Source organism: Leucothrix arctica, assembly GCF_003172895.1.
Taxonomy (GTDB): domain Bacteria; phylum Pseudomonadota; class Gammaproteobacteria; order Thiotrichales; family Thiotrichaceae; genus Leucothrix; species Leucothrix arctica.
In genome coordinates this window covers 383,661-410,000 of sequence record NZ_QGKL01000039.1, presented here as the reverse complement: position 1 = coordinate 410,000, position 26,340 = coordinate 383,661, and the positions used below count along the sequence as shown (strand labels likewise).

Here is a 26,340-nt window from a genome sequence, read left to right as displayed (position 1 = left end):
AAGCTACAAATCCCCACACAAGTTATTTGGTCTATATTTTTAATGTAGCGCCTGCGATCTCTACCGCAGGAAGGAGGCGAATTATATATAAGCCTCAGATCTTGTCAACGTTTTTTTGAACTTTAATTCGATTAAACACCCAACCGAACCGAACAACAAAACACTGACTTAATACTGATGATCAATCGAGGAAAAACCAAGACCTTTCAACCACTTAAGATGCAGTTCAGATGAACAACTTCCGTCTCAAGAGCGGCGCATTATAGACAGATCTGAGCACCCGTCAACCCCTTTATGAACCTTTTGTGAATTTAGTTTCAAAACAGAAATTTAAGCACCAACACAACGTATATAGTCATCCATATGGTCTATACATAGTAGAGCCTATACCCATTGCTAGAGGAGTAACCGCTATGGCAGTATTACTTCATTAAATAACGCTTACTCAGGAACAACCATGATCAAAGTCGGTAACAGCCTCCCGTTAATAGATATCACCACCGTTCTTAACGAAGAAACCTCGAACACATCAACAAGCGAGTTTTTTGACAATAAGAAAGTTGTGTTATTTGCAGTCCCAGGAGCATTTACTCCGACATGCTCCCAGTCCCACCTACCCGGCTACATCACAAACTTTGAAGGATTCAAGGACAAAGGGGTTGATCTTATCGCCTGCCTTTCAGTTAATGACTCTTTTGTGATGAAAGCTTGGGCGCAAGATCAAAACGCTGAAAGTATTGCCATGATTGCCGACGGTAACGCTGTGCTAACCAAAGCTTTAGGGCTAGAGATGGATACTGGTAATTTTGGCGGTATTCGCTCACAACGGTATGCCATGATTATCCAGAATGGCAAACTGACACACTTAAACGTCGAAGTACCAAAAGCATTTGAAGTGAGTAGCGCAGAAAGCGTATTAGCGTTACTGTAACCATTCATCATAAATAACATCTATAAACAGCTTCTTAAGACTGTATAGAGCTAAACTTTCACATACTAATGTGATAATACTTTGTTACAACAGGCCAGCCAACCTGTGCATGACGTCCCTATTACAGAACTAGAGAGCTGATTAATGGTAGGGGCTATTTTTTTGTATCAACATATCTGAGAGGATTTCCTTTTGACTATTACAAGTGACGCTTACCTAGCGGACTACCTAAACGAACAAACCTTAGCTGAGAAAATGATCCCTGAAGTGGGACAAATGTACCGGGAGATGGGCGTTATCTTAACTGTCTTCGGACGTAAGTTAATGAACTCTTCAACTATCGATATTATCAAGGCACATCGCCTTGGTATCCACATGGTTGGAGAACGTATCGATCTTACTGCGACTGCTGCAGTATTAGAAGCATTGAAAACGATGAATCTTGGTGTTTCAAGAGTCGACATAGGCAAGCTTGCTTATAACTTTTCACAACTAAGTAATGGTCAATCACTCGCAGACTACCTTTCAGAAGAAGTTAGCTCTGCAAACCATGGTCAGATCAGCCTTCTTGAACAACCTCAAGATGTTGTCCTTTATGGTTTTGGTCGCATAGGCCGAATTCTTGCGCGTTTGCTTATTGAGCGTACGACTGCTGGAAACAAGTTGCGACTTAAAGCGATCGTTGTTCGTAGTAAAGGCGCTGGTGACCTTGAGAAACGCGCAAGCTTATTGCGTCGTGACTCTATTCACGGCCCTTTTAATGGTTCTATTTCAGTCGACCATGAAAATAGTGCAATCATTGCTAATGGTAACTACATTAAAGTGATCTACGCCAACCAACCTGAAGATATTGATTACACTGCCCATGGCATTGATAACGCACTAATCGTCGATAACACAGGTGTATTTAAAGATGAAGAAGCACTTAGCCGCCACTTAGTACCTAAAGGTGCTTCAAAAGTACTTCTAACAGCTCCAGCAAGTGGATCTATCAAGAACATCGTGTACGGTGTTAACCATAGTGACATCAAAACGACGGATACAATTGTTTGCGCGGCATCTTGTACAACGAATGCAATCACTCCAGTCTTGAAAGTCATGAATGATGCCTATGGTGTTGTAAATGGACATGTTGAAACCATTCACTCATACACTAATGATCAGAACTTGATTGATAACTACCACAAAGCTGACCGCCGAGGACGTAGTGCGCCACTTAATATGGTACTAACTTCAACAGGCGCTGCTAAGGCTGTCGCTAAAGCACTACCTGAACTATCTGGCAAGCTAACCGGAAACGCTATTCGCGTCCCAACGCCAAATGTGTCGATGGCTGTTATCAAGCTTAACCTTGAAAAAGCACCTACTCGCGAAGAAATTAACGACCACATTCGTGATATCGCGCTTAACTCTGACATGAGCGAGCAAATTGCTTACTCATCATCAACAGAAGTTGTTTCTACAGACTTCGTTGGCACACCGGAGCCGGGTATTTTTGATTCAGTTGCGACCATCACTCAAGACAATAGCTGCGTATTGTATGTTTGGTATGACAACGAGTTTGGGTATAGCACACAGGTATTGCGTGTTATGCGTGAGATGGTCGGAATGCACATCCCACAAGTTCCAGCTTAATTAATCCAAAATAAGCTTAAGGCCTGCGAAGTGAATCACCTCGCAGGCTTTTTTTATGTGTTTTGAATAAAGCCCATGTTTTTATACGCACCGTAAGCCTTAAATTTCAACTCACGCTCTAGCCCATCATAAAGGCTTTGTGCGCTTAATGGCTTACCAGAAAAACGACTCTGACGCGCTACCGTTGCGAAGTCACCCGGTGTCATATTCTCCATTGCTGAAACACGCTTTTTCCATTCGGACTCTACCGCAGCCTCAGCGTTATAGTCACTCAACACCTGCTGAAACAGATTCCATAACTGCTCTGATTTAATAAAGTCGAACTTTATTTTCAGATCAAAACGACGTAGAGATGCTTGATCTAGCTGCTCCATTAAATTGGTTGAGCAAAAGAACAAACCATCAAATTGCTCCATCTGAGTAAGCAACTCGTTTACTTGCGTTACTTGCCAGCTCTCTCGCGCCTTCGTTCTATCTTGCAAGAAACTATCAGCTTCGTCGAGCAACAAAATCGATTTTTCTTCGTTAGCCTGCTCAAACATTTCACTGATGTGTCGCTCTGTCATACCAATGTAAGGATCCAAAATATCAGACGCACGCTTAGTTATCAGCGGAATATCTAATGCATCAGCAATATACCGAGCATATTCACTCTTTCCTGTTCCAGGCTGTCCGTATAAACAGATACGACCTTTAGGCTGCACCTTCAGCGCTTCCTGCAAAGTCACCAAGTCATAGTCAGGATTAAGCGCCTCTAGCCTATATGATATTGGCGGCGTGACACCCTTCGTTAAATCTTTGTCGTAACCCATTGCTCCCAGCGTATTACTAACCACTCGCTCTAAGTGAGACTCCACTTCTTCCTGAGTTTTCAAACCCAACTCTTGAACGACTTTTACCGCACGTGCAATTAAACCCGGCGCTAGGTATTCATTAGTCGCAATTTTCTCTAACCATTTTTCACTAACATCTAAACCTTTAGCGTACTCACGGAAAATACGAACACGCGTCTTACGAGGCGGTGTCTTGAGCTCCATGACATAATCAAAACGACGAATGATGGCTTCGTCGATATGATTAATAACATTTGATACCCAAATAGCTGGCAGCATATTTTCTTCTAAAAGCTGATTAAACCAACCTTTTTTAGTGTCAGTACTCGTGCGAATACCAAAACGCTCCATACTACCGTCACGCAAAAATACATCTTCAATTTCATCAAATAGAATCAGAGTATCTGGCGTCCGCTTCAGTACTTGCTGAGATAACTGATAAGAATCAACGCGCGCCTTATCATACTCATCAGAGTCACCTTCACCCGTATTATTTACTTCATACAGTGGGCAACCGATATCCTTAGCAAGGGTACGTACCATTTCCGTTTTACCCGTACCAGGCGGCCCATAGATGAGAATATTAACGCCCTTAATACTCTTATCACTCGCCGACTTTAGGTAGCTACTCACTAGACTGTAGTCTTTTATCGCGTGAGCGAAGTCTTCTGGCGCTAATGTCGGCTCACGACTCACTTTAAAGAACCGACGTAATGACTTCATGATATCTAGTTCAACATCATCTAACAGTACATCAGTAATATCGTCTAGCAACTCTAACTGATCATCCAACTGATCTGGGTAGCCACAATCAAGACGTAACAAACCTGTGCGATTAAGCAAGCCATCCGAAGAGAGTGCTTGGCGAATGGTCGCAGGATCAATATCCAAAATCATGCTAACCGAGTTAACAACACCACGAGCCGTCAAATCACCTAGAACACCACAGACTTCACTCAAGTCTTTAATCGCATGAATAAGCGTACCGAAGACCAATAACTTTTTCTCAGTATCACTCAGCTCAACTAACTTACCTAACTCTTCAATATTGCGAAACAGTACACCGTCATTTGAAATGACCTTCTGCTCATAGAGCTCACTTTGCTGCCTGAGTATCTTACGAAACTTCTTCTTTGAAATTGGATTATCTGCATCATGCTTATCAATCAAATGCTCCAGCCCAACCACACTTAACGCACGATCATGACCATACAGACCAAACTCTGTATCCATCTTCATATAACCCTTTAGGTCATATAAAACACGTAAAGACCAAAGGATGACAATATCTTCGTATTGTTCCAGTAATTCAGGTAATTTTTTATTCATTTTCACAGTATACCAAGCAATCTGGCTTTAATAAGAAAGCCAGACTATGTGACGGAAACGACCACGTTTATTTTGCGGCAATTACTTCTTCTAGCGTGAGGCCAGACAATTTATTGATTGTTTTCCATAAGTAATAGAACACACCTAACATCATAATCATGGAAGGTATTGCGATCATTGGATAGCTCATCAACGTCATCTTTCCCAGCTCTTCATTAAAAGCTTCGGTGCCTGATGGGCTTACAACAATCCACTTAGCGAGAATGTAGTTCATTATTGAAGAAAACAAAAATGTCCCCGCCAGTAAATAATTTGTATTCAACAGCTGCTTATCAAACTGTTCCTTATTATTCTTCTCTTCCAGCTTCTCATTGATTTTATCAACGTGAAGAATTTTTGGATTGAACAGCAAGGTTTTAACTAGTGGGTATTTTGTATAAGTCGAAATAACGACTCCAATACCAATCAACGCTGGGATAGCCGCTTCTTTAATTGCCAGCCATTGGTTATCTAGCTTCATCAAACCAATACCACCAGTTAAAAGCACACTAATCAGACCTAATAAGGCAACGAAGTTACGTTTCTTGTGAACGATCAATTCATACAAACCCCAACCTAATGGGAATGCTAGCGCAACAATCAGACCCATGACAGGCCCTAAGTTATCTTCTCCACTAAATTTCATTAAAACTACAGAGGGAAGCACGATGCTCACAATGAGATCCATAAACGGGTTTTGTTTTTGCTGATCGGTCATTTGATAATTTCTTTCTCTGCAATTAGATGATTATGAGTAATCTCATAATAAAGGACTAAGCAGTCTAAACGCTCCACCTGTTAGTTTCTATTAATTTAATTTCACAAGGGATAAAATTTAGACAAAAAAAAGCCGACCCACCTAGAGAAAGGGGCCGGCTGAAGAAACGCTGGTAGCCAATGGCGTGTGGTGTATCAAGACACGACGCGTACCATATCCAGCATTTTATTGGAGTAGCCCCACTCGTTATCGTACCAAGAGATCAACTTAACAAAGTTGTCGTCCATCGCGATACCGGCAGCGGAATCAAACGTAGAAGTACAAGTCTCACCAACGAAGTCAGTTGAAACAACCGCTTCCTCTGTGTAAGCCAAAACACCTTTCATTGGGCCTGCAGCTGCTGCTTTCATTGCGTCACAAATTGCTTCGTAAGGCGCTGATTTTTCAAGCTCAACGGTAAGGTCAACGACTGAAACGTTTGAAGTTGGGACACGGAAAGCCATACCTGTCAGCTTGCCGTTCAATTCTGGGATAACCTTACCAACAGCCTTAGCAGCACCCGTTGATGAAGGGATTATGTTTTCTAAGATTCCACGACCACCGCGCCAATCTTTATGCGAAGGACCGTCAACAGGGTTCTGGCTAGCCGTAGCTGCGTGAACTGTTGTCATCAAACCACGCTTAATACCGAATGTGTCATTCAATACTTTAGCTAGAGGCGCTAGACAGTTAGTAGTACAAGAAGCGTTAGAGATAATCGCTTGGCCTGCATATTCTTCATGGTTAACACCATAAACGAACATTGGCGTGTGATCTTTAGAAGGAGCAGAAAGGATAACCTTCTTTGCACCCGCTTCTAGATGAGCACTTGCACTCTCTTCTGTTAGGAAGATACCAGTTGACTCTACAACGATATCTGCACCAATCTCGCCCCATTTAAGGTCAGCTGGGTTACGCTCTGCTGTTAAGCGGATGCGCTTGCCATTTACGATTAGTGTACCGTTATCAACAGATACTTCGCCTTGGAAACGACGGTGTACAGAATCATGAATAAGTAAGTAAGCTAGGTACTCAGGGTCAAGAAGATCATTGATTCCAACTACTTCAATATCGTCGAAATTTTCAATAGCAGCACGAAATACCATGCGACCAATACGGCCGAAACCATTAATACCAATCTTTGTCGTCATCCTGATCAACCCTTTAGATTATTCATCTGTGTAAGTAAAATGTAGTTTAACTTCATTAAATTGAAGTTTCAAGCTTTTCAAAAGCCATTAAGTACATAATCCAGTACTTAAACTACAAATATACTAGATAATATCAAAATCGCCAACTTCTCGCTAGCACTTTGATACATCAAAAGGGTAATTAGGATCAGCGATTTACAAGCTGTGTAATCTTGCTGCTGAGTACATCAAGTGCGATTTCATTGTGACCACCCATCGGCAGAATGATATCTGCGTAATACTTAGACGGCTCAATAAATTCTAAATACATTGGACGTACCGTATCTTGATACTGAGTCAACACAGACTCTACCGAACGATTACGCTCACTCACATCACGGCCAATACGACGCGCTAAGCAAATATCTAAAGGTGTATCGACAAACAACTTCAGTGCAAACAGGTTACGCAGCACTTCTGCCTGATACAGCATAATACCTTCACAGATGATAACCGGTGTCGCTTGAACCTCAACCGTAGTTTCTGATCTGTTGTGTAGAGAATAATCGTATGTTGGACAATCAATCGACTCACCTTTACTTAGCTTCGCTATATGCTCAAGTAACAAGTCATGGTCAAAAGCGCTTGGGTGATCGTAATTGATACTGACACGTTGCTCAGGCGTTAGCTGATCTTGTCGCTTATAGTAATTATCCTCAGAAATCACAGATACTTGGCTACCGCTAAAGCGCTTAGCGATATTGCGGGCTAAAGCTGTTTTACCGGAGCAAGAAGCACCTACGATTGAAATAAAAACAGGATGGTTATTTGAAGCGTTCACGTTATTCATATACAAGGGGACTACAAAGACAGAGTTAATCGAAAAGAGTGGATACTGATTTAGCCCTACATTATAGGTAGTATTTAACTTAATAGGCTATTACAAACGCTACCGTTACTCTTTTTTACACATATCACACCTTGAATTGAGGCATTAAATCCCCACTTTAGGGTAATAGAAAACAGACCATCGGGTACAGAATGGAAATTCGTAGAGCTGATTATAATATTGGACAAGTGATTTACCACAAACACTATAACTTCCGTGGAATCATTGTAGACGTTGACGCTGAATTTAGCGGCGATGATGAATGGTACGAAGAACACGCAAAAAATAAGCCATCAAAAGATCAGCCTTGGTACCATGTACTCGTGGATGATGACTCTGTGATGGCTTATGTATCAGAACAAAATATTTGCTCTGATGTGTCAGATCTGAATGTGGAAAACCCACTGATCCTAGACATGTTGTCATCTGACGAGAACGGCCAATACCGCTCTCTACAGACGTTAAACTAATACGAGAGGGGAGCTAATCACGCTCCCTTTTTTAATAAGAAGCACATCACCTGCCCCGCTTTACTCTGCTTAATCACTTCCAAGCCCCAGTCACTCCAGTCAAAAGACTCTTCTCGCTCGTGCTCTAAATAGATCACACCGCCTGGCTTCAAAAGCGCCAAGCTATTCACTTGATCTAAGACAGTAGGCAAAAAGTTCTTACGATAGGGCGGGTCTAAAAAGATCACATCAAACGGCTCTGGTGACGACGCAACATACTTCAACGCATCTTGATTAACCACCAAACCACGAGACTCACTCTCGCCTTCTAATATGGAGAGATTTTCAGTCAGTTGTTTCGCTGCTTTTTTATGCATTTCAACCAGCACAACTTCAGCGGCATAACGAGATAGCGCTTCAAACGCTATCGCGCCACTACCAGCGAACAGATCCAAACAACGTGCACCTGCAATATCACCTTGTAACCAGTTAAACAGCGTTTCTCTGACACGGTTAGGTGTCGGTCTCAAGCTTGGTGCGTCAATGAAAGGGAGCTGACGACTGCGCCACTCCCCTCCAATAATCCGCAGCTTGTTTACACCTTTATTTGCTTGCGCCATCTTTCTTCTCGTCTTCTTTACTTTCACCACCAACAACGATCGTTAGCATGGCATCTGGATTCACACGGCGTTGCATTGCCTCTTTCGCCTGCTCTTGTGTAATAGAGTCTATTTCATCAGTGAAACGCTCAAGATAATCAAGTGGCAAACCGAAGAAACCAATCACATCAACGTAATTACCAATATTACTATTACCCGCAATATTCATTGGGAAACCACCTGAGATATTTAGCTTAGAGCCTTCAATTTCTTCTTTAGTCGGCCCTTCTTTTAAATAAGTCGCCAACATATCTGTCATGACTTTCTTCGCTTCATCAACCTGAGCAATCTTCGTCTGCAAACTCATCACAAACGGACCTAACTCACGTGAAGGCGAGAAATAACTCGACACACCATAACTAAGACCACGCTTTACACGCACCTCTTTCATAAGACGAGATGTAAATCCACTTCCGCCAAATGGGTGATTCGCCAAGTAAAGTTTGAAGTAATCAGGGTCTCCGCGCTTATAACCCGTCTGCCCCATAATGACTGTCGCTTGACTCGATGGAAAAGGAATGAAAACTGTCTTTGACTCAGTTAACGGCTTAACTTCTGGAATAGGCTCAGGCTTTTTACCTGCAATCAACACATCCGCCACACGCTTAGCTAACGCCTCAGCCTCAGCCCGTGACACGTTACCCACAATACTCACCATCGCATTTTCTTCAACGACGTATTGCTTATAAAAGGCTTTCAGATCATCAGTGCTGATCGTCACAATCGACTCTTCTGTTCCACTACCAGGATTAGCGTAAGGGTGGTCACCATAAAGGTTCTCGTTAAACGCTTTACCCGCAATACTACTTGGACGCTGTTTTGCACCTTCAAAACTAACCATCAACTGCTTTTTAAGGCGCTCAAGGTTTGCTTCTGGAAACTCAGGTGACTTAATCACTGACAACCAATCATTAACAGCTGAATCAAACGGCTTCTTCAGCGTAATTGTGCGAAGACCAATATTAGCCATGTCTTTTGACGCACTCGCGTAAAAATTAGCACCGACTGATTCAAAGGCTTCCGACAACTCATCGGCATCTTTACCTGCCGCACCTTCATCCAACATAGACAGTGTTAAGTTTGCTAAACCGTACTTATCACCGTCACGCGCGCTACCTGCATCGAAAGTGACGTTAATGTCCAACATCGGTAAATCATCGATACCGACATAATAAACACGCAAACCAGAGTCTAACGTCCAAAACTCAATTTTTGGGCCAGCCGAAGCAGCCATAGAAGCGAACAAACAGCCGACTAATGACAGAGTCGCGCTTACTTTTAATAAACTACGCATGATTACTTCGCTCCTTCTGTTAATGACTGCGGTACTAACTCAGCAAAGGTCATTTGATCTTCGTTTAGGTATTTTTTCGCAACCGTTTGGATTTGCTCAGCAGTCACTGCCAATATCTTTTCTTCGTACTCATCCATTAACTGCCAACCGATACCCGTAGATTCCAACATACCTAGTGTCGTCGCCATGTGCTGAACCGAATCACGCTGATAAATTTCTGAAGCGATAACCTGCGCCGTCACTCGATCTAATTCATCCTGAGTCACTAGCGTCGTCTTCATCAACTCGATTTCTTCCATAAAGGCTTTACGCAACGTATCAACACTGACGTCAGTCGCTGGAACACCCGTCATAATAAACATCTCAGGCATACGGCCATAACTCATATACCCCACACCTGTACCCGCAGCAATTTCTTTTCCGCGAATCAGCTTCTTGGTTAAACGAGCACTACTACCGCCGTCTAAAACATTAGCCAGAACGTCTAATGCATAAGGCTCCCACTCTTCGACTTTGCCTTGCTTCGCCGTAATCAGGCCCGGTGTTTTGAAGCCCATTCTAAAGCTTGGTACTTTTGCAGGTGCTTTAATACGTATCTCGCGCTTACCAATTTGAGGGATCTCTGTACGAGGCTTAACCTCTGGAAGCACTGACTTTTCGTAGTGACCAAAATACTTTTCAGCTAACTCAAAAACCTTTTCAGGATCAACGTCACCTGCAACCACTAGCGTTGCATTATTTGGGCCATACCATTTTTTGTACCAGTCTTTTAGATCATCAAGATTCATATGATCCAAATCATTCATCCAACCAATAACAGGCGCACGGTACGGGTTATTTAAGTAAGCCACAGCGTTGAACTGCTCACGCATAACACCGTTTGGATTATCGTCTGTGCGCATGCGGCGCTCTTCTTTAACGACTTCGATTTCTTTAGCAAACTCATCTTTATCGAGTACAAGGTTACGCATACGGTCACCTTCTAACTCGAAAGCTGTTTCAATATGCTTTGCGGCAAGTACTTCGTAATAAGCCGTGTAGTCTTGAGAAGTGAATGCGTTGTTTTGCGCGCCAATACGTGACAAAACGACTTCAAAATCGCCTGACTTACGCTTGGTTGTGCCCTTAAACATCATGTGCTCAAGTGCGTGTGATAAACCGGTAATACCTTCGTGCTCGTAGCTCGTACCCACACGGTACCAAACTTGCACAACGGCGATCGGTGCTCGATGGTCTTCTTTGACCAGCACCTTTAAACCATTTTTTAAAACTTTTTCGGAAACGCTAGGCGCTTTCTCTGGAGTGGTTGCGGTACTTTCTGCCATTGCTGACGACGTAACCAGTGTAATCGCCGCGAGTAACAATCGGCAGTTACGCATTGGCGCCCCAAGTGATAAGATTCTCTGCATAACTAGATTCACATTTATTAACCAAAAATGAAGTATAAACGATGTTCAATTTTTTCAAGAAGAAAAAACAGCCTGAACAAGGAAATGAAACTCAAACTGACGTAATCGAAGCGCCGGAAGCTACTGTAGAAGTAAGCGAACCCGAAGCGCCAATCGCCGTCGTTGAGACTACAGAAGATACGCCTAAAAGTGTTATTACAGATGCTTTAGAAACAGCAGAACGCCCAGGCACTACTGACAAAAAGGGTTTATTTTCACGCCTTAAAAATGGCCTAGCGAAAACAGGAAGCTCCCTTACTGAAGGCATGGGGAACCTTTTCCTTGGCTCTAAGAAGATTGATGAAGATGTTTTAGAAGAGCTAGAAACACGCCTTTTGATGGCCGATGTTGGCGTCGAAGCAACGACTAAAATCATCGACACGATCACTCAGCAAGTTGCACGTAACGAATTAGCGGATACTGAAGCGTTGATGCAGGTGCTTTACAAAAGCATGACGGAGATATTGGAGCCTGTTGCTAAGCCATTAGTCTTTGATGAAAGTCGTAAGCTAAATGTAATCTTGATGGTCGGCATTAATGGTGCGGGTAAAACGACTACTATTGGTAAGCTTGCTAAGAAATTCCAAAACGAAGGCAAGACTGTCATGTTGGCAGCGGGTGATACTTTCCGTGCAGCAGCGGTTGAGCAGCTTCAAACTTGGGGCGAGCGCAATAATGTTGCAGTGATTGCACAAGGCCAAGGCTCGGACACTGCATCGGTTATTTACGATGGTATGGAAGCAGCGAAAGCGCGTGGCGTTGATATTTTGTTAGCAGATACCGCTGGGCGTTTGCACACGCAGACTAACCTGATGGAAGAGCTTAAGAAAGTTAAGCGTGTAATGCAGAAGATTGATCCGACTGCACCGCATGAAATCATGTTGGTGGTAGATGCAAGTATTGGTCAGAACGCATTGGCGCAGGCGAAAGAGTTTAACGCGGCATTGGGCTTGACGGGTATTACTGTTACTAAGCTGGATGGTACGGCTAAGGGTGGTATTTTGTTTGCGATTGCGAATCAGACTGGAATACCAGTTAGATTTGTAGGCGTTGGTGAGAGCATTGATGACTTGCAGACGTTTGATGCTGAGACGTTTGTTGGGGCTTTGCTGGGTGGTGAAAAAAGTTGAGTTGTAGTCGAGGCGATCCATAGTTTCGACGGCTCCTCCTCCTTCGTCGGGAAGTCGCTCTTACGAAACTATGAATGGCCTCTTGGTTCAAATTCACTTTTTCAACATACTGCGCTTGCTAGAGGGTTTGTAAATCTAGTTTGGTGGTTGACGGTTAGCTTTTTACTACAGGGGGGGATGTCTAAGCCTACTTTCAATCTGTTAGTAGATCTCTTTACTAATAAAATTTCAAAGGGCAAAAGGGCAAGAGAACAAAGGGTCATAACGCCCTGGCAATACGAAAACCCGTGAAGTAGATGTTTGCAACATAAGGATCGTACCTGTTGCGGTTGGCAGAACGGATGAGGTCTGGTTCGTCGTTCCAGCCCCCGCCGCGCAACACTCGACGAGCACACTCAGCTTCTTGCTTTGCTGAACCATCTATCGCTACCCCTTCATAATTATCTTTGTAGCAGTCCTCAACCCATTCCAATGCATTACCTAGCATATCCGATAAACCAAACGCATTACGCTGGTAACTCCCAGCTAGCTGTGTAAAAACAGCCCCGTCATTACAATCAGCTATAGTAGTAACGGAAGAAACCACTTCTTTTAAAGCTTGATCTGCACCATTAGCATAAGCGCAGCCATTAGGTTCATCACCCCAATAGCGACTTAGCTCACTTGCCGTAGTTGTTCTAGCGGCATATTCCCACTCTGCTTCTGTGGGTAGACGATACACCGCACCCGTTACCGATGACAACCAACGTGTATAAGCCTTAGCATCTTGCCAAGAAACACAAACAACAGGGTGATCATCTGTTTGTGTGAAATTAGGTAAACGCCAGTTAGCCGTTTTTTGCTTCTCTCCACTATCTCCTTTTTCATTTAAAACAAAGCACCCGTCACCACGCTCTGCATCTGTCTTGTAGCCTGTATCATTCACAAAGCGCTTAAACTGACCTACGGTAATCTCACAACGTGATAAGGCAAAGGGGCGATAAACACTGACTGCATGAACTGGGCCTTCATCATTACTACGACCTTCTTCTGTCTCAGGTGAACCCATTTGAAATTGACCTGCTGGGATTAACTGCATCTCTGGCAGCGTATTCAAAGTATTAACGCAAGGCTTGGGTGGAAGCGTTACAGGCTCATCACCTACGGCTGCGTGACTCGCTTGAGGAAGGGTCAAAAATAAGCACAGCAGAGAAAACATCATAAAATCAAGCAAGGGGTTTCGCCTAAAACCAATCAATAGGCTACTAACCCCTACTTGTGGCAGTCCTTGCCGCTTTCTTTGGCAACCTTCCTTTTGTTGCACAGGAAAACACCTCATGGGCACCCAGCGGCACACTGTTTGGCTCCTAAGAGTCAACCACTCTGGCCACGTTTGAGCTTTGTTAAAAACCCAAAACGCTAGGCGTACTGGCAATACGAAAACCCGTGTTGTTGTTTGCTTCATTAGGATTGTTCCTGTTGCGGTTGGCAGAACTTCCGACTACGTGGCAGCTTTTCAATTTGGGGAATAAACCACTCAATGACCTTATGAGTATCTTGAATCACCTGTGGTAATTGGTGGAATTTATTCATAACCAGCTCCTAACAAGCACCTTCGTAAAACCGAAGCTCTCTGAAAAATCAAAGTGCAAAAGGGCAAAAGAACAAAGGGTCATAACGCCCTGGCAATACGAAAACCCGTAAGGTTGATAGCAACATCAGGATCGCTCCAGAAGCGGAAGGCAGAACGGATGTAGTTATGATTGAGGTTCCACCCCCCGCCGCGCAAGACTCGAATAGCACACTCAGCCTCCTGCCTCGCTGAACCATCATCAGGCGCGCCGTCATAACCACCTTGGTAACAATCCTCCACCCACTCCCAAACATTACCGTGCATGGCATACAACCCCCAAGAGTTCGGTGCTAGCTCGCTTACTGTCGTTGTTTTTTCACGGTAGACATCTGTTTTTGCACCACAGTTATTGTATTCAAAGTTATCATTGTAATTAGCAACGTCAGTATGAATACAGTCTCCCGTGGAAAATTGCGTTTGTGTGCCTGCACGAGCGGCATACTCCCATTCTGACTCACTCGGCAAACGGTACACTTGTCCAGTTTGTTCACTAACCCATGCGGTATAAGCTTTGGCATCATCCCAACTCACATTTATCACAGGACGCTGTCCTCTTCCCCAGCCTTGATCACTTGGCTTCTCGCGTTTGGTTGCATCGGCAAAAGCATCATATTGCTCGAAAGTGATTTCAGTTTGACTCATGGCAAAAGCACTTATGGTTACGTCATGCTGGGGAGATTCATGCTCACTTTCTGGTGACCCCATCAGAAAAGTCCCACTGGGTAAGGCGACCATTTGCGGTAGTGGCACATTGTCTTTGCTGACATCACTAAACACAGTGAATGGTGTGTCATTAGAACCAAATATGTATTTATTCATATCAGTTAATGTCACATCGGTACTATTAAAGAGTATTAACTGAGTCTCCTTTTCACTCTTACTTAAAGGCTTTGCTTGATCACTAAAAGTAGACCCTTCTTGGATTAATCGATTGAGCTGAATTTTTAAGGTATCACTTGTGTTAGCAGCGGATAGTTCTGATGTATTACCCCAAGTGATATGGGCCAGTTGCTTTGCCGCTAACGCTGCAAGCTCTTGTTGAGTTGTGTTGTAACTAATACGACTCACTTGATCACTGGTCGCAGCAATCGCTATGCTGGTATTAATTTCACCCGTCACACCTTGTTGCTTCAAGGCTTCCGTCAACAGTTTCGCTGCTTGTTTTTGTTGTTCAAACTGTACTAGTTGCGCACCTGTTTCGTAGCTTTCAGGTTTGTTTATTAGGATTTCAATAGGAGTACTCGCAAGCCCTGCGCTCAATCCAGCAGGGGGTAATAGCGCCTGAAACTCCTCTCGCCCTTTACTTTGCCAGCTTTGATGCAATATAACACCCAACAATAAAGCAGCTGTCGACCATAAGGCGATACGAGGGTATAAACGCCCCCAGCGACCTTTTGGCAAACGGACTGCTAGCCGCTTGGTTAATGGTACATCTAGGTCTTTTGGCTTACCCCAGAGCGTATCGACAAATATTTGGTCTTCCCACAAGCTATCATCTAGTGTGCTTTCCTGCGCCTTGTTAAGTGTTTTTAACCAACGTAAAAACGCAGCTTGATGTGGCTTTTTCGCGGCACTGGCGTTAAACGGTAGCGCTAAATAATCCTTTGAATCATTACCTTCGGCTTTTATTTCTGCCTGATGAAACAGCGACCGATATAGCGCTTGGGTTTCTTGGTGTTGTTTCAGGCTTTGTTCGTAGTAACAGTATAAACGTAGCCACTTAGGTATTTTTCCTGCACGTAACCACGGCAAGCGCAGCAAGTTAAGCAAGCGTTGCTCACGCTGCACCATTGACTGATCAGCGCATAGCTCACTTTCTATTCGTTGAGTCAACGGCCAGTGCAACTCAGGGTAAGCTGCAACAACCGTCAGCAAGCGGAAGGTTTGCGGGTCACAGAACAAATGCAGTGCATCAATCTGTTCTTGCTGTTCTTCTTCGCTTAACTCTTCGCCACATTCATTAATCGTTAAACGCGCCAGCTCTGGCGGCAATGGGTGTTGGCTAGTATTTACCTCACTCGCTTTACGCACACCTGCCAGTGTTTGGCTAATTTGCTTTAACCCTTCGCTACTTAGGCTAGCACTATGCAGTTGCAGCGCATCGAACGCTTTACGCATCGCTTCGGTTGTCGGGCGTGTTGTCAGCAGTGCGCGTTGTTGCCACTGACTAATCGCGTTAGCCCACGGCTGTAGCTCGCCTGACCATGCACTCAAGTAGATGTCAGGGTCAGAGATCAGTAATAAATTACCCTGCGGGTAGCGCATCGTCACTTCTGCAAGACTAGTCGCTTTCATACCCTCTAAAGCATACAGGTGCTCAGGTGTACCTTGAAACAGGTAGGTGTAAACCTCTAAACCTGCGTGAAGTAGGCGTTGCTGCATCAGCAAGGCCAAACCACTGGCTTGGTCTTGCCCGTGTTGATAGCTGATCATCATGATGCACTGTGGGATATAAGCGCGCTGTTGATACTTTGGTGTGAAATAACCAGCTGCATTAGCGGTTGCTTCCGCAGTTTCCCGCATACTCAGCGTTTGGCTAAGTACTTTGATAGGATTGTGCAACGCTCTGAGTGCACTGGATAGTAGCGGACTACTAAACAAGCTTTCCGCCGACTCGGCCTTATCCGACAGGCTAATCACACTCAAAGGATCTTTAGGGTCGCCTTTTTGCTGTTTTAACACTTCTTGCCAGCGTTGCCACCTTGCCCATAGGAAAAAGCCAAACAGGCTAATTGGTAGAAACGGTAAGCCTTTGCCAATTAGGTCGAGCACGAAATTTTGACTCGCTGACTGCGCTTTCGGCAGCAGGTCTTGCCTTAGTGGCGTCGGTTGAAGCGCCATTATAGGTTTAGTAGTCGTGGTAGTTGCGATACTTGTTGATACCACTGGCGTTGGAACTATTGGTGGCTCTACCACTTTTTCAGGCCAAAGGTAGACCACTACCATACTGATAATGGCTAGTAGCAATAAAGCTATGGTAATGGTTTTTACTACGCTACGGTTTTTCCTTTGCTCTTGTTCTTTGTTTTCAAACTCAGCTTGTTGTTTTTCCTGTCTGCTTTTTTTATCTTGATCAGCTTGGGCCGCTTCCGCTGAACCAATCGTGCTGAGCCATTGTCGATATAGTCCCTTAAACTGCTTTTGCTGCTCAGCACTAGTCACTATTAAACCGCTTAAGGCATTTTCTAAACGCGCAGGGTCTTCTGGTAAACGGTTTTGCTGGTATTGGGCGATGAATAAATCATACACACGCACCCATACATCGGCATTCACTGTGATGCCGTTCGCTAGTAGCAGGCTATTTAGCTGGGGTAGTTTCTCCAACCAAGCATAAGGTGTTTTATCAACGTCAGACATTGCTTAGTCTTCGGCTTTCCACTGACTCAACCACTGCTTACATTGCGCTTGGTCTTGGTCTTGGGACTTTTTTAACAGTACGTGGGAAATACTTTGCTGTAGCTGTACCGAGTCAGGGTTTAATTCCGTTGCATGAGGGTTTGTAGCTTGCAGGTATTCCAACCAGCTTAGGAATTCAGCCATCGATGGTTTTTTCTCTATACCGCGCACTTGTCGCAAAAACTTAAACCAACTAATCGCGTCCTTGAGTAAACCTTCTTCCCATGTAAAACGGTTGCCTAAACGACGATCCACAATATCTCTTACGGTGACAGTGTTACCCTCTTCCGCATCAAACGCGGGGAACTCTAGGTGGTGATATACACAGCGACGTAAAAAGGCTTCGGGTAGCGCTTTTTCTGAGTTGCTGGTGATAATGATAATTGGCTGGTGGTTACACTCATCTCCTTCTAATTCAACGAGGGTTTGTAACTCATGAATATCAAAACAAAGTCGCTCTAGCTCTACCAACATGTCATTGGGAACATCGCGTGGCGCTTTGTCTATTTCATCAATTAACACCACACTGCGCTTCTGCTCACCTGTATGAACTTGTTGCGCGCGCTGCTCACTTTGAAGTAAGTCTTGAGTGTACTTAAAAGGCTTAGCTTGCAAGATCGCTCTACCCATCGCATTGAAGTGTAAGAAGTTCTTTGCAGAAACCTCACCATCAGGCGCATTGGCCGCATGGAAACGCCCAACAGTGTCGAAACGGTAAAACAAATCGGTCGCACGTGTATCTGACTTTACCGTAAACTCTAGTGGCTTTTCGTTTTCACCTAACACTTCCCAGGCGATACTTTTGGCCAGAGCTGACTTACCTGAGCCCGGCTCACCTGTCAGTAATAAAGGCATCCCAAGCGTGAGCGCTGTGTCCACTGCCGCAGCTAGATCAGCTGTGGCTAAGTAACCTTCTGGGGTAGTTTGAATATCGTGATTAATTGTGGGGAGTATTAACGGCTCGGAGTTACGTTTGCCTTGACCGTTGTAGAAGCGCTTACTCATGAATATTTACCTTTTAATACTTCTGCTGGTGGGAGTGTTTCTAGTTGTTTCAACGCGTCTTTGTAGCTGAACTGTTGCTTATCATTAAACTGGGAAAGCGCTTGTTCAAGTCTTGATGTGTCTACTTTTTTCTTTTCTACCACTTCCATCCAATCTTCAATATCTTCAGAAGTTAGCTTTCTTAATCCAGCCATATCGTTACAGAAGTTTGGAAGCGCTACCACAGCCTCTTTGCGATTAAACAAAACGGCAAAGTGGCTATCTTGGATATTGAGACTCTGAAGATAAGTAATAGCACCATTAATAATAATGTCTGTTTTCTCTGATCTGTTTCTATCTATTTGAACGTAAATCACAAGCTGTCGGTCAGCCTTCATCCTAGAAGTAACCACCTCATCTAAATCAATTTTTTGTAGTTTTAAGTAATCTTTCGGCAAGAGTTTCTTATAAAGGCCATTACGAAAACTATCCTCTACCGCACCATCTAACTCAATTTCCAAAATTTGTTCCCAAACCTCATCTGACAGCAACGGTATTTTCAGCTTTGTATAATAATCCACGGCAAAACTGTAAGGGATGTCATTTCGTTCACCTGTGTAGAAACCAACAAAGTAGTTTTGGTTTTGAAAGCACTTCTTCATAGATAGGTTACTGAGATAGTCATGAGCCATTGTGTAGTAAAGCCAATGCCTATGACTTCTTACTTCGTCTTCAGCCTTTTTTTTTCGGGATCTTCTTTTGGGCGCACAGCAAGGTATTTTTTTATGATGTCTATCACACTTTGATAGAGCAAATTGTCTTTTGAGTCTAACTTACAAATAGAAAGATGGTCGTCCTCCATCGGAACAGGAGGCTCTGCTAACTCTGTTGCACTAGCACTAGTTTCGCTAACTATTTTAATGCCTTTCGGTATTGAGAAAAAACAAAGTAGTTTGGTTCTTATACGAACCTCTTTAGTTTCAATAAAAGCATAGTTCCTCAACCCCTTTCTCTTACTCAGTTGGCGAAAGTGGTTATCAACATTATTAAGTGCTGCTGAGTCTTTTGCTAATTGCTTCAATATGTAATTACCACGAACCAATACATTCACGTAACCTAGTGCGTTGCTCCCACCTGAACCTGCATGTGGCACAGCTAAAAAAATAACACCGCGACAATTATCAGCTACCTCTTGATAATCAGGATCATTACTGATTTCAGCCTGAGTCAGTATGTATTTCGCAATTAAACCTCCCATACTATGTGCTACAAAGGTAAAAGGTCTCTTCCCAATACCACTTAAGACAAATTGCTTCAGTAAATTTGTAGCCCGTCTTTCCATCGGCATAACATCCTCTACCCAACGAGAAGGTGTCGCACCGTAAGCAATAGTCCAAACGCCTACTTCTGGAAAATCGCCTACCAAACCTTTAGGCCAGAAGTACTCAGCTTTATTTTCATATTGCCAAGTCGTAAAAGCGTCACCACCTAAGCCGTGAATAAAGAGTACATCTAACTTCCGCTGTGAGTTTTCTGTGCCCGCAATGGCATGAATACCAAGATTATTCTTCACTATTGGCTGCTCTACGTATTACTTTTTTTGAGATGATATTGAATGACAGCAAACTACTTCTCCTTTTGGAAAATAGCTGAAACTTACCCCTAAGTCCCAGCAATATTACCGAAGGATATCACAAAAATGCAACACTATTAATCAGAGGTTAATCTTCTAAATTCAATTAGCCACCCAGTTTTCAACTTTAAGCGCTGGCACACGATAAATAAATCATTCTCATCGATCAATATCATCCAAAGGTAGGTCATCAACTTCTGGTTGTAACTCATCCATAGGTTGAAGCGTAGCCAACAAATCTAACAGCTTTAGCTTGGTAACTGGCTCAATAATCAAACAGTTGCCCACGCGACGAATAACCGCTTCCGAGCCTTCTAACTCATATTCTTTGGGAATACGAATAGCTTGATTTCGGCCGTCACAAAAGAGACTGACTTTTCGCGCTGTATTTATTGGTTGCATATTAGTAAGTACTCCGTAGCAAGACTTATCCAGACTATAAACAATAACAAGCGATGAAGATATTAGGCAGAAGCTACCTAAAGAAACTCAGAAGGGAAGTAGCAGTAAGGCATCGGGTACTTTCAAAAGAGCGACTTCCCGACGAAGGAGGAGGAGCCGTTGAAGGTACCCGATGCCTTACGGACGGATATACAAAAATCTAACGAAGAAGCTTACTCTTTAACAGCCCACTGAACCGTATAAGCCGCACCCTGCTTTTCTTTCTTATAATTGCCAAACACTTCTTTCAAATTACGCTTCATATACTGACGCAAGCCATTCACCGTCACCAAGTAAATCTTCGCACCCGGATTCATGTGGCGATACGCATCATGCAGCATCAACGACATCATTTCGTTACCGACTTTCGCAGGTACATTAGATACCACTAAGTCAAAACGACGATCTTTATCAACGTGCTGAAAGCCATTACACAAAATCGCCTCAGCATTAGTAATGCCATTTAACGTCGCATTTTTGTTAGCGTACTCAACCGCCATAAAGTCTTTGTCTGCCATCAGCACATCGCCTTTAGGCGCAAGCTTAGCCAGCGTCAAACCGATAGGGCCATAACCACAACCCAAGTCAAAGATGCTCGCATCTTCCGCAGGCTTGAGATAACGTAAAATAAGCTCTGTTCCCGCATCAATTTCACGAGGTGAAAAAATCCCCCACGTTGAGCTGAACTTCATTTCTTTACCAGCAAGCGTCGCAGAGAACAGGATGTCTTTACGCAGTGTATTTAAATAAGCTTCATTGCTAGCCATTATGCTTTACTCAAGTCGTTAAATATTTGCTTTGCTTCTTGCTCAGCCGCTTCATTTGTTTCTGCTAGCGTACAAAAGTGTCCCATCTTACGGCCAGGACGTGCAGCTGCTTTACCATATAAATGTAGCTTGCTCTTTGGACTACTTAGTACTTTCGTCCAATCAGGCTGCGAGTCACCCCACACATCACCTAGCAAGTTAGTCATCACGACAGGACTCAATAACTCAGTCGAGCCAAATGGCAAGTTGCACACGGTACGTACTTGCTGTTCAAACTGAGACGTGACGCAAGCATCTATCGTGAAGTGACCACTGTTATGGGTACGCGGTGCAATCTCATTAACCAGTAACGCGCCCTGCTTTGTCACAAAGAACTCAACAGCCAATACACCCACATAACCCAACTCATCAGCCAAACGCTTAGCTGCTGTCTGTGCTGCACGAGCAATATCTTCTTCAACGCGTGCAGGCACGATGCTTTGGAATAGTATTCCGTCTACATGAACGTTTTCAGACACAGGGAAAACCTGCATTTCACCGTCAACATTACGCGCCAGTACTACTGAGATTTCGCAAGCAAGATCAACACGCTGCTCTAATACACAGTCTGCTGACTTATGCGTTTTCTCGTAGCCTTCAACCGCTTCTTCAGGTGTATTGACGGTGATTTGACCTTTACCGTCATAACCAAAGCGCGCTGTTTTGAGTATCGCAGGAAACTCAATCGCAGCAACCGCCGTCGCAACGTCAGAACGCGTGCGAATCACACCATAAGGCACAGGCAACAAACCACATGACCGAATAAAGTCTTTCTCGATAATACGATCTTGTGTTTTAGACAGTGCAGCAGCGGAAGGATGCACAGGGCAACTTTCAGCAAGCTTCTCTAACACAGAGGCAGGAATATTTTCAAATTCGGTGGTAATCACATCACACTGTTCAGCAAATACCGCTAAGGCATCCGCATCATCATAAGGTGCGATGAATTGCGTATCCGCTACTTGACCTGCAGGACTATGCTCATCTGGCTCAAGCACGATGACTTTGTAACCTAGATATTTCGCAGCGATAGTAAACATGCGCCCCAATTGTCCACCGCCAATCATGCCGATGGTTGCGCCCGGTAAAATCATTTCTTTGTTCATTATTCTGGTGGCAAACTCATATTCAGCGCGTGCTGGCGCTGTGATTCACGATATTCTACTAATTGTTCTGCAATCTTAGGGTCATTATTACCCAGCATTTGGATAGCAAATAATGCAGCGTTTGCAGCACCTGCTTCACCAATTGCAAACGTTGCAACAGGAATACCTTTAGGCATTTGAACGATGGAATGCAAAGAATCAACACCTTTCAAATATTTCGATGGCGCAGGAACGCCTAAAACAGGGACAATTGTCTTCGCAGCCAGCATACCTGGTAAGTGTGCTGCACCGCCCGCGCCGGCAATGATTGCCTTTAGTCCACGAGACTTCGCTTGTTCTGCATATTCAAACAATAGATCCGGCGTACGATGCGCTGAAACCACTTTGTATTCATGAGGAATTCCAAAGGATTCTAGTATTTCTACCGCTTTACACATCACTGGCCAGTCACTACTACTGCCCATCACGATACCTACCACAGGTTGTGACATAACATTCACTCCAATATCCTGCAAAAAACCTGATATTATAACACCGTTTTCTATTATCTCTACGTAAACGATATATGAGTCAACCAATGAAACAATTAAAGAACTATGAACTGATTGCCCAAGGTAAAGTTCGTGACATCTATGCGATCGATGAGCAGCACATGTTGATCGTAACAACTGACCGTTTATCGGCGTTTGACGTAATCATGGATCAGCCTATTCCAGACAAAGGTAAGGTACTGTTGCAGGTATCAAATTTTTGGTTTGACAAGTTGTCTCATGTGATTGAAAACCACCTAACAGATATCGACATTGACGAGTTATCAGTAACTGATGAAGAAGCAGAATACTTAGAAGGTCGTGCGATTGTGGTTCGTCGTTTACGTCCGTTACCGGTTGAAGCGGTTGTTCGAGGTTACTTAATTGGTTCTGGCTGGAAAGATTATCAAGAAACTGGCGAAGTTTGTGGCGTTAAATTACCTGCAGGTTTAAATCAAGCGAGTAAATTACCAGAGACTATTTTTACCCCTGCTAGTAAAGCTGACGTTGGGGATCATGATGAGAATATTAGCTATGACGTCATGGAACAAAAGATTGGTCCAGCACTCGCTAAGCAAGTTCGCGACACTAGTTTGCAGCTTTATACAGAAGCCGCTGAGTACGCACTAGCGCGCGGTATTATTATTGCTGACACAAAATTTGAGTTTGGTCTTGATGAGAATGACAAGCTTATTCTTATTGATGAGATCCTAACACCTGACTCATCACGTTTCTGGCCAGCCGACGAATATGCGGAAGGCACTAGCCCACCGTCATTCGACAAGCAGTTCTTACGTGATTATTTAGAAACGTTAAACTGGAACAAAAAAGCGCCGGGGCCGGATTTGCCCGCGGAAGTATTAGAAAAAACGGCAGAAAAGTACAAGGAAGTTGCTAGCCGTCTGACTGAGTCTACTGCATGAATGATGCACAAAAGTGGTTACATAAAGTACCCGGCCTTTTGACTTTTTTTCTTGTGATTGCGCTAGGTATAACCCTAGCCAATCTTCTGTGGTTGGTATTAACACCCGCAGCAGCTACGGCTGAAGCCGCAGTCCTTGCAAGTGCGCCCAGAGCGATTAGTTCGCCCAAGCAAAACTACGGCAAATTAATTGCTGACGAGCACATGTTCGGTGCTGTTCCAAAGCAAGCGCCTAAGGCAGCTCCCGTAAGACGAGACCTACCTAAAACAGTGGCGCCACCTGTCGCAAAAAACCTAAACCTCAAGTTGCACGGTATAGTCGCGTCCAATAAGGATGGCAATGGTTTTGCAATGATCTCTTTCAACGGTAAAACGCAAGAGACTTACAAACGCGGTGAAGAGCTTCCAAAAAAAGAAATGGATAAAGAGCGTGAGCTCAGCGGTGTTATTTTAAAGCGAGTGGATAACAACTCAGTCGTGATCGATAATAACGGCACGGAGCAGCTTTTGGAGCTGGCAGAGGCGAGCCTAACTAGCTCAAGCAGCGCAGCCAAAGCAGCACCAACAAGAGCGACTACTGCCAGAAAAGCAAGGCCGACTCGTGCAGCAACCAATAGACTAGGTAGCAACGACCCAAACCAGCTACAAACATTAGCTGAGCTACGTGATGCACTATTGGAAGACTCTCAGATTATTACGACCGTTATAACGCCATCACTCGTAAGGGAAAATGGCCAAGTGACTGGACTTAGAGTATACCCAAGTCAAAATAGAGCGTTATTTAGAGAACTTGGCTTTAGAAATGGAGACATCATTAAACAAGTAAATGATGTTGTGATTGATGGATCACCTTCTAACCTGTCAGTTCTTCAGCAATTTGCTGACTCACCTTCTTTAGAAATTACGATACTTCGCGGCGGCAATGAACAAATTCTCACTCCTACCTTTTAAGTCTCTTCTTACACTGACTGCATTAGTGCTACTAACCACTCAACTGAGTGGTTGTAGTGAGCCGGTTGAAGCCACCAAAATTACCGGCCCAACAATGGGGACGAGCTATCACATCACGCTCTACCCCGCAGAAGGTAAAACACTCGACAGCAAAGTACTGCAAAATAAGATAGATAGCTCACTGGTGCGCATCAACCAGCAGATGTCGACGTGGATTGAAGACTCTGAGATTAGTCACTTTAATAACTCACAGTCAACAGAGTGGTTTCCTGTTTCGCCTGAGTTTTTAAAAGTCACTCAAGCCGCACAAAACATCAGTCAGTTAAGTGATGGTGCGTTTGATATTACGCTTGGCCCGCTGATCACCTTGTGGGGCTTTGGCAAAGACTTTAAAAACAACAACCCTAGCGATGACGCAATTTTTGAAGCTAAGAAATCCGTGGGCTACCAAAATCTTGAAGTGCGTGAAAACCCACCCGCGTTACGTAAATCTATCCCTGTCCTACGTATTAACCTTAGTGCGATAGCGAAAGGCTATGCTGTTGATGCGATTGCTGACGAGCTAGCAGCATCGGGGATTAGTGACTACTTAGTTGAGATTGGTGGAGAGATACGTGCAAGTGGCCGAAAAATAAACGGCAGCCTATGGCGAATCGCTATTGAGAAGCCAAGTACTAAAGAACGAGCGATAGAACGTGGCTTGGTGCTTGAAGATATCGGCGTAGCGACGTCTGGTAGCTACCGAAACTACTTTGAACGTGACGGTAAGCGTTACTCTCACACTATTAACGCTGTGACTGGCAAGCCGATTACGCACCAACTAGCTTCGATCTCTGTCCTTCATAAAAGCGCAATGATGGCTGACGGCTTTGCAACCGCGATCATGGTGCTAGGTGAAGAGAAAGGTAAGCAGTTTATTAAAGAAAATGGCTTACTGGGTTACACCATAACTCGCAGTGGAGAGGGTTTCACAAGCTGGGATAACCTTCCCCCAGCAACTTATATCAAACCATAACTTTTTGTTCAAATACTGATCATCAAGGTCGATATTGCTAGGTTAGCCTCCCCTGGTGGTGGTATTTTGTAGTTTATTCGTCAGGTAATTACATGGATTGTAAAATGAATACAAAAGTAGCAGCATGCCTCGTCACTGTACTCGCTATCTCTTTATTACAAGGCTGCACTCGAGTCCCACCAAAGAAACAAAAGCTTATGCTTAAAAAGGTGATACTAGTAGATCAGTCTCGTTCGACAAATACCTTACTTAACTGCTGATATAGCCGCAAGTAAGCGTTATAAAACCTAAGTACTCAACCCAATGTAGAGTACTTAGGTAGCAAATCACCTCACCTTAGCACCCCTGCTTTTTAGCTTTTCCAAGCGCCTCATTTGTTATTATTTCCTCGCCAAGCCCTCTCTCCTTAATTTTAAAATGC

General features: G+C 43.9%; 24 protein-coding genes. 7 read left to right on the top strand and 17 right to left on the bottom strand.

What is annotated here, in order from left to right:
- Positions 1–457: 457 nt before the first annotated feature.
- A complete protein-coding gene (locus DKT75_RS16010; RefSeq protein WP_109824532.1) occupies positions 458–931 on the top strand; it encodes a peroxiredoxin in 474 nt (157 codons plus the stop codon).
- A gap of 192 nt (positions 932–1,123) precedes the next feature.
- On the top strand, positions 1,124–2,566 hold the full coding sequence (locus tag DKT75_RS16005) for a glyceraldehyde-3-phosphate dehydrogenase (RefSeq protein WP_211665463.1): 1,443 nt from the start codon (positions 1,124–1,126) through the stop codon (positions 2,564–2,566).
- Between the two features lie 53 nt (positions 2,567–2,619).
- Here the strand turns inward: DKT75_RS16005 and DKT75_RS16000 are convergent, their stop codons facing one another.
- The 4 genes from DKT75_RS16000 to udk form a co-directional block, all read right to left on the bottom strand.
- The gene (locus DKT75_RS16000; RefSeq protein WP_109824530.1) at positions 2,620–4,728 is read right to left on the bottom strand and encodes an AAA family ATPase; all 2,109 of its coding nucleotides are present in this window, start codon (positions 4,726–4,728) and stop codon (positions 2,620–2,622) included.
- Positions 4,729–4,795: 67 nt separating this feature from the next.
- On the bottom strand, positions 4,796–5,485 hold the full coding sequence (locus DKT75_RS15995; RefSeq protein WP_109824528.1) for a VC0807 family protein: 690 nt from the start codon (positions 5,483–5,485) through the stop codon (positions 4,796–4,798).
- A gap of 194 nt (positions 5,486–5,679) precedes the next feature.
- Positions 5,680–6,675 carry a type I glyceraldehyde-3-phosphate dehydrogenase gene (gene gap / locus DKT75_RS15990; RefSeq protein ID WP_109824526.1) on the bottom strand — a complete coding sequence of 332 codons (996 nt, stop codon included), beginning with the start codon at positions 6,673–6,675 and terminating at the stop codon, positions 5,680–5,682.
- Between the two features lie 187 nt (positions 6,676–6,862).
- Positions 6,863–7,504, bottom strand: coding sequence for a uridine kinase (gene udk, locus DKT75_RS15985; RefSeq protein ID WP_109824524.1), 642 nt, complete (start codon positions 7,502–7,504; stop codon positions 6,863–6,865).
- Between the two features lie 191 nt (positions 7,505–7,695).
- Between udk and hspQ the strand changes: the two genes are divergently transcribed.
- Entirely contained in the window at positions 7,696–8,013 is a 318-nt protein-coding gene (gene hspQ, locus DKT75_RS15980) for a heat shock protein HspQ (RefSeq protein WP_109824522.1), read from the top strand.
- A 17-nt stretch (positions 8,014–8,030) separates the two neighbouring features.
- On the opposite strand, the gene rsmD is transcribed toward hspQ, so the two are convergent.
- The 3 genes from rsmD to DKT75_RS15965 are packed head-to-tail and all read right to left on the bottom strand — an operon-like array spanning position 8,031 to position 11,354.
- Positions 8,031–8,612: a 16S rRNA (guanine(966)-N(2))-methyltransferase RsmD gene (rsmD, locus tag DKT75_RS15975; RefSeq protein WP_109824520.1), complete on the bottom strand. Its 582-nt coding sequence runs from the start codon at positions 8,610–8,612 to the stop codon at positions 8,031–8,033.
- On the bottom strand, positions 8,596–9,945 hold the full coding sequence (locus DKT75_RS15970) for a M16 family metallopeptidase (protein WP_245923243.1): 1,350 nt from the start codon (positions 9,943–9,945) through the stop codon (positions 8,596–8,598). The genes rsmD and DKT75_RS15970 overlap by 17 nt, the downstream gene beginning before the upstream one ends.
- A 2-nt stretch (positions 9,946–9,947) precedes the next feature.
- Positions 9,948–11,354: a M16 family metallopeptidase gene (locus DKT75_RS15965; protein WP_245923241.1), complete on the bottom strand. Its 1,407-nt coding sequence runs from the start codon at positions 11,352–11,354 to the stop codon at positions 9,948–9,950.
- Positions 11,355–11,395: 41 nt separating this feature from the next.
- On the opposite strand from DKT75_RS15965, the gene ftsY reads away from it, so the two are divergent.
- A complete protein-coding gene (gene ftsY, locus DKT75_RS15960; protein ID WP_109824514.1) occupies positions 11,396–12,523 on the top strand; it encodes a signal recognition particle-docking protein FtsY in 1,128 nt (375 codons plus the stop codon).
- Positions 12,524–12,782: 259 nt separating this feature from the next.
- On the opposite strand, the gene DKT75_RS15955 is transcribed toward ftsY, so the two are convergent.
- The 10 genes from DKT75_RS15955 to purE all read right to left on the bottom strand — a co-directional run bounded on the left by DKT75_RS15955 (position 12,783) and on the right by purE (position 22,992).
- Positions 12,783–13,967 carry a formylglycine-generating enzyme family protein gene (locus DKT75_RS15955; protein WP_109824512.1) on the bottom strand — a complete coding sequence of 395 codons (1,185 nt, stop codon included), beginning with the start codon at positions 13,965–13,967 and terminating at the stop codon, positions 12,783–12,785.
- Entirely contained in the window at positions 13,967–14,095 is a 129-nt protein-coding gene (locus DKT75_RS22315; protein ID WP_245923239.1) for a four helix bundle protein, read from the bottom strand. Before DKT75_RS22315 ends, DKT75_RS15955 begins: the two co-directional genes overlap by 1 nt.
- Positions 14,096–14,174: 79 nt before the next feature.
- Entirely contained in the window at positions 14,175–17,492 is a 3,318-nt protein-coding gene (locus tag DKT75_RS15950; protein WP_109824510.1) for a formylglycine-generating enzyme family protein, read from the bottom strand.
- Positions 17,493–17,495: 3 nt separating this feature from the next.
- Positions 17,496–18,536 carry an AAA family ATPase gene (locus tag DKT75_RS15945; protein WP_109824508.1) on the bottom strand — a complete coding sequence of 347 codons (1,041 nt, stop codon included), beginning with the start codon at positions 18,534–18,536 and terminating at the stop codon, positions 17,496–17,498.
- The gene (locus DKT75_RS15940; protein ID WP_109824506.1) at positions 18,533–19,207 is read right to left on the bottom strand and encodes a hypothetical protein; all 675 of its coding nucleotides are present in this window, start codon (positions 19,205–19,207) and stop codon (positions 18,533–18,535) included. The genes DKT75_RS15945 and DKT75_RS15940 overlap by 4 nt, the downstream gene beginning before the upstream one ends.
- Before the next feature lie 29 nt (positions 19,208–19,236).
- Positions 19,237–20,088: an esterase/lipase family protein gene (locus tag DKT75_RS15935; RefSeq protein WP_158278894.1), complete on the bottom strand. Its 852-nt coding sequence runs from the start codon at positions 20,086–20,088 to the stop codon at positions 19,237–19,239.
- A 219-nt stretch (positions 20,089–20,307) separates the two neighbouring features.
- Complete coding sequence (locus DKT75_RS15930; RefSeq protein WP_109824502.1) at positions 20,308–20,550, bottom strand: antitoxin; 243 nt, start codon at positions 20,548–20,550, stop codon at positions 20,308–20,310.
- Positions 20,551–20,762: 212 nt separating this feature from the next.
- The gene (locus DKT75_RS15925; protein WP_109824500.1) at positions 20,763–21,356 is read right to left on the bottom strand and encodes a class I SAM-dependent methyltransferase; all 594 of its coding nucleotides are present in this window, start codon (positions 21,354–21,356) and stop codon (positions 20,763–20,765) included.
- Positions 21,356–22,501 (bottom strand): 5-(carboxyamino)imidazole ribonucleotide synthase, encoded by a 1,146-nt coding sequence (locus DKT75_RS15920; protein WP_245923237.1) that lies wholly within the window; start codon positions 22,499–22,501, stop codon positions 21,356–21,358. The genes DKT75_RS15925 and DKT75_RS15920 overlap by 1 nt, the downstream gene beginning before the upstream one ends.
- Entirely contained in the window at positions 22,501–22,992 is a 492-nt protein-coding gene (gene purE / locus DKT75_RS15915) for a 5-(carboxyamino)imidazole ribonucleotide mutase (RefSeq protein WP_109824498.1), read from the bottom strand. The genes DKT75_RS15920 and purE overlap by 1 nt, the downstream gene beginning before the upstream one ends.
- 86 nt (positions 22,993–23,078) lie before the next feature.
- Here purE and DKT75_RS15910 point away from each other — a divergent pair, with 86 nt between their 5' ends.
- From DKT75_RS15910 to DKT75_RS15900, 3 genes are read left to right on the top strand one after another with little or no spacing between them, the layout of a single operon-like run.
- Positions 23,079–23,954 carry a phosphoribosylaminoimidazolesuccinocarboxamide synthase gene (locus DKT75_RS15910; RefSeq protein ID WP_245923236.1) on the top strand — a complete coding sequence of 292 codons (876 nt, stop codon included), beginning with the start codon at positions 23,079–23,081 and terminating at the stop codon, positions 23,952–23,954.
- Complete coding sequence (locus DKT75_RS15905; protein WP_109824494.1) at positions 23,951–24,904, top strand: type II secretion system protein N; 954 nt, start codon at positions 23,951–23,953, stop codon at positions 24,902–24,904. Before DKT75_RS15910 ends, DKT75_RS15905 begins: the two co-directional genes overlap by 4 nt.
- The gene (locus tag DKT75_RS15900) at positions 24,876–25,919 is read left to right on the top strand and encodes an FAD:protein FMN transferase (RefSeq protein WP_109824491.1); all 1,044 of its coding nucleotides are present in this window, start codon (positions 24,876–24,878) and stop codon (positions 25,917–25,919) included. The genes DKT75_RS15905 and DKT75_RS15900 overlap by 29 nt, the downstream gene beginning before the upstream one ends.
- Positions 25,920–26,340 lie beyond the last annotated feature (421 nt).

What these genes read in the sequence shown, in the direction of transcription:
- DKT75_RS16010 (WP_109824532.1), top strand. Translation starts at nt 458, where the DNA reads ATGATCAAAGTCGGTAACAGCCTCCCGTTAATAGATATCACCACCGTT.
- DKT75_RS16000 (WP_109824530.1), bottom strand. Translation starts at nt 4,728, where the DNA reads ATGAATAAAAAATTACCTGAATTACTGGAACAATACGAAGATATTGTC.
- DKT75_RS15995 (WP_109824528.1), bottom strand. Translation starts at nt 5,485, where the DNA reads ATGACCGATCAGCAAAAACAAAACCCGTTTATGGATCTCATTGTGAGC.
- gap (WP_109824526.1), bottom strand. Translation starts at nt 6,675, where the DNA reads ATGACGACAAAGATTGGTATTAATGGTTTCGGCCGTATTGGTCGCATG.
- udk (WP_109824524.1), bottom strand. Translation starts at nt 7,504, where the DNA reads ATGAATAACGTGAACGCTTCAAATAACCATCCTGTTTTTATTTCAATC.
- hspQ (WP_109824522.1), top strand. Translation starts at nt 7,696, where the DNA reads ATGGAAATTCGTAGAGCTGATTATAATATTGGACAAGTGATTTACCAC.
- rsmD (WP_109824520.1), bottom strand. Translation starts at nt 8,612, where the DNA reads ATGGCGCAAGCAAATAAAGGTGTAAACAAGCTGCGGATTATTGGAGGG.
- DKT75_RS15970 (WP_245923243.1), bottom strand. Translation starts at nt 9,945, where the DNA reads ATGCGTAGTTTATTAAAAGTAAGCGCGACTCTGTCATTAGTCGGCTGT.
- DKT75_RS15965 (WP_245923241.1), bottom strand. Translation starts at nt 11,354, where the DNA reads ATGCAGAGAATCTTATCACTTGGGGCGCCAATGCGTAACTGCCGATTG.
- ftsY (WP_109824514.1), top strand. Translation starts at nt 11,396, where the DNA reads ATGTTCAATTTTTTCAAGAAGAAAAAACAGCCTGAACAAGGAAATGAA.
- DKT75_RS15955 (WP_109824512.1), bottom strand. Translation starts at nt 13,967, where the DNA reads ATGAAGCAAACAACAACACGGGTTTTCGTATTGCCAGTACGCCTAGCG.
- DKT75_RS22315 (WP_245923239.1), bottom strand. Translation starts at nt 14,095, where the DNA reads ATGAATAAATTCCACCAATTACCACAGGTGATTCAAGATACTCATAAG.
- DKT75_RS15950 (WP_109824510.1), bottom strand. Translation starts at nt 17,492, where the DNA reads ATGTCTGACGTTGATAAAACACCTTATGCTTGGTTGGAGAAACTACCC.
- DKT75_RS15945 (WP_109824508.1), bottom strand. Translation starts at nt 18,536, where the DNA reads ATGAGTAAGCGCTTCTACAACGGTCAAGGCAAACGTAACTCCGAGCCG.
- DKT75_RS15940 (WP_109824506.1), bottom strand. Translation starts at nt 19,207, where the DNA reads ATGGCTCATGACTATCTCAGTAACCTATCTATGAAGAAGTGCTTTCAA.
- DKT75_RS15930 (WP_109824502.1), bottom strand. Translation starts at nt 20,550, where the DNA reads ATGCAACCAATAAATACAGCGCGAAAAGTCAGTCTCTTTTGTGACGGC.
- DKT75_RS15925 (WP_109824500.1), bottom strand. Translation starts at nt 21,356, where the DNA reads ATGGCTAGCAATGAAGCTTATTTAAATACACTGCGTAAAGACATCCTG.
- DKT75_RS15920 (WP_245923237.1), bottom strand. Translation starts at nt 22,501, where the DNA reads ATGAACAAAGAAATGATTTTACCGGGCGCAACCATCGGCATGATTGGC.
- purE (WP_109824498.1), bottom strand. Translation starts at nt 22,992, where the DNA reads ATGTCACAACCTGTGGTAGGTATCGTGATGGGCAGTAGTAGTGACTGG.
- DKT75_RS15910 (WP_245923236.1), top strand. Translation starts at nt 23,079, where the DNA reads ATGAAACAATTAAAGAACTATGAACTGATTGCCCAAGGTAAAGTTCGT.
- DKT75_RS15905 (WP_109824494.1), top strand. Translation starts at nt 23,951, where the DNA reads ATGAATGATGCACAAAAGTGGTTACATAAAGTACCCGGCCTTTTGACT.
- DKT75_RS15900 (WP_109824491.1), top strand. Translation starts at nt 24,876, where the DNA reads ATGAACAAATTCTCACTCCTACCTTTTAAGTCTCTTCTTACACTGACT.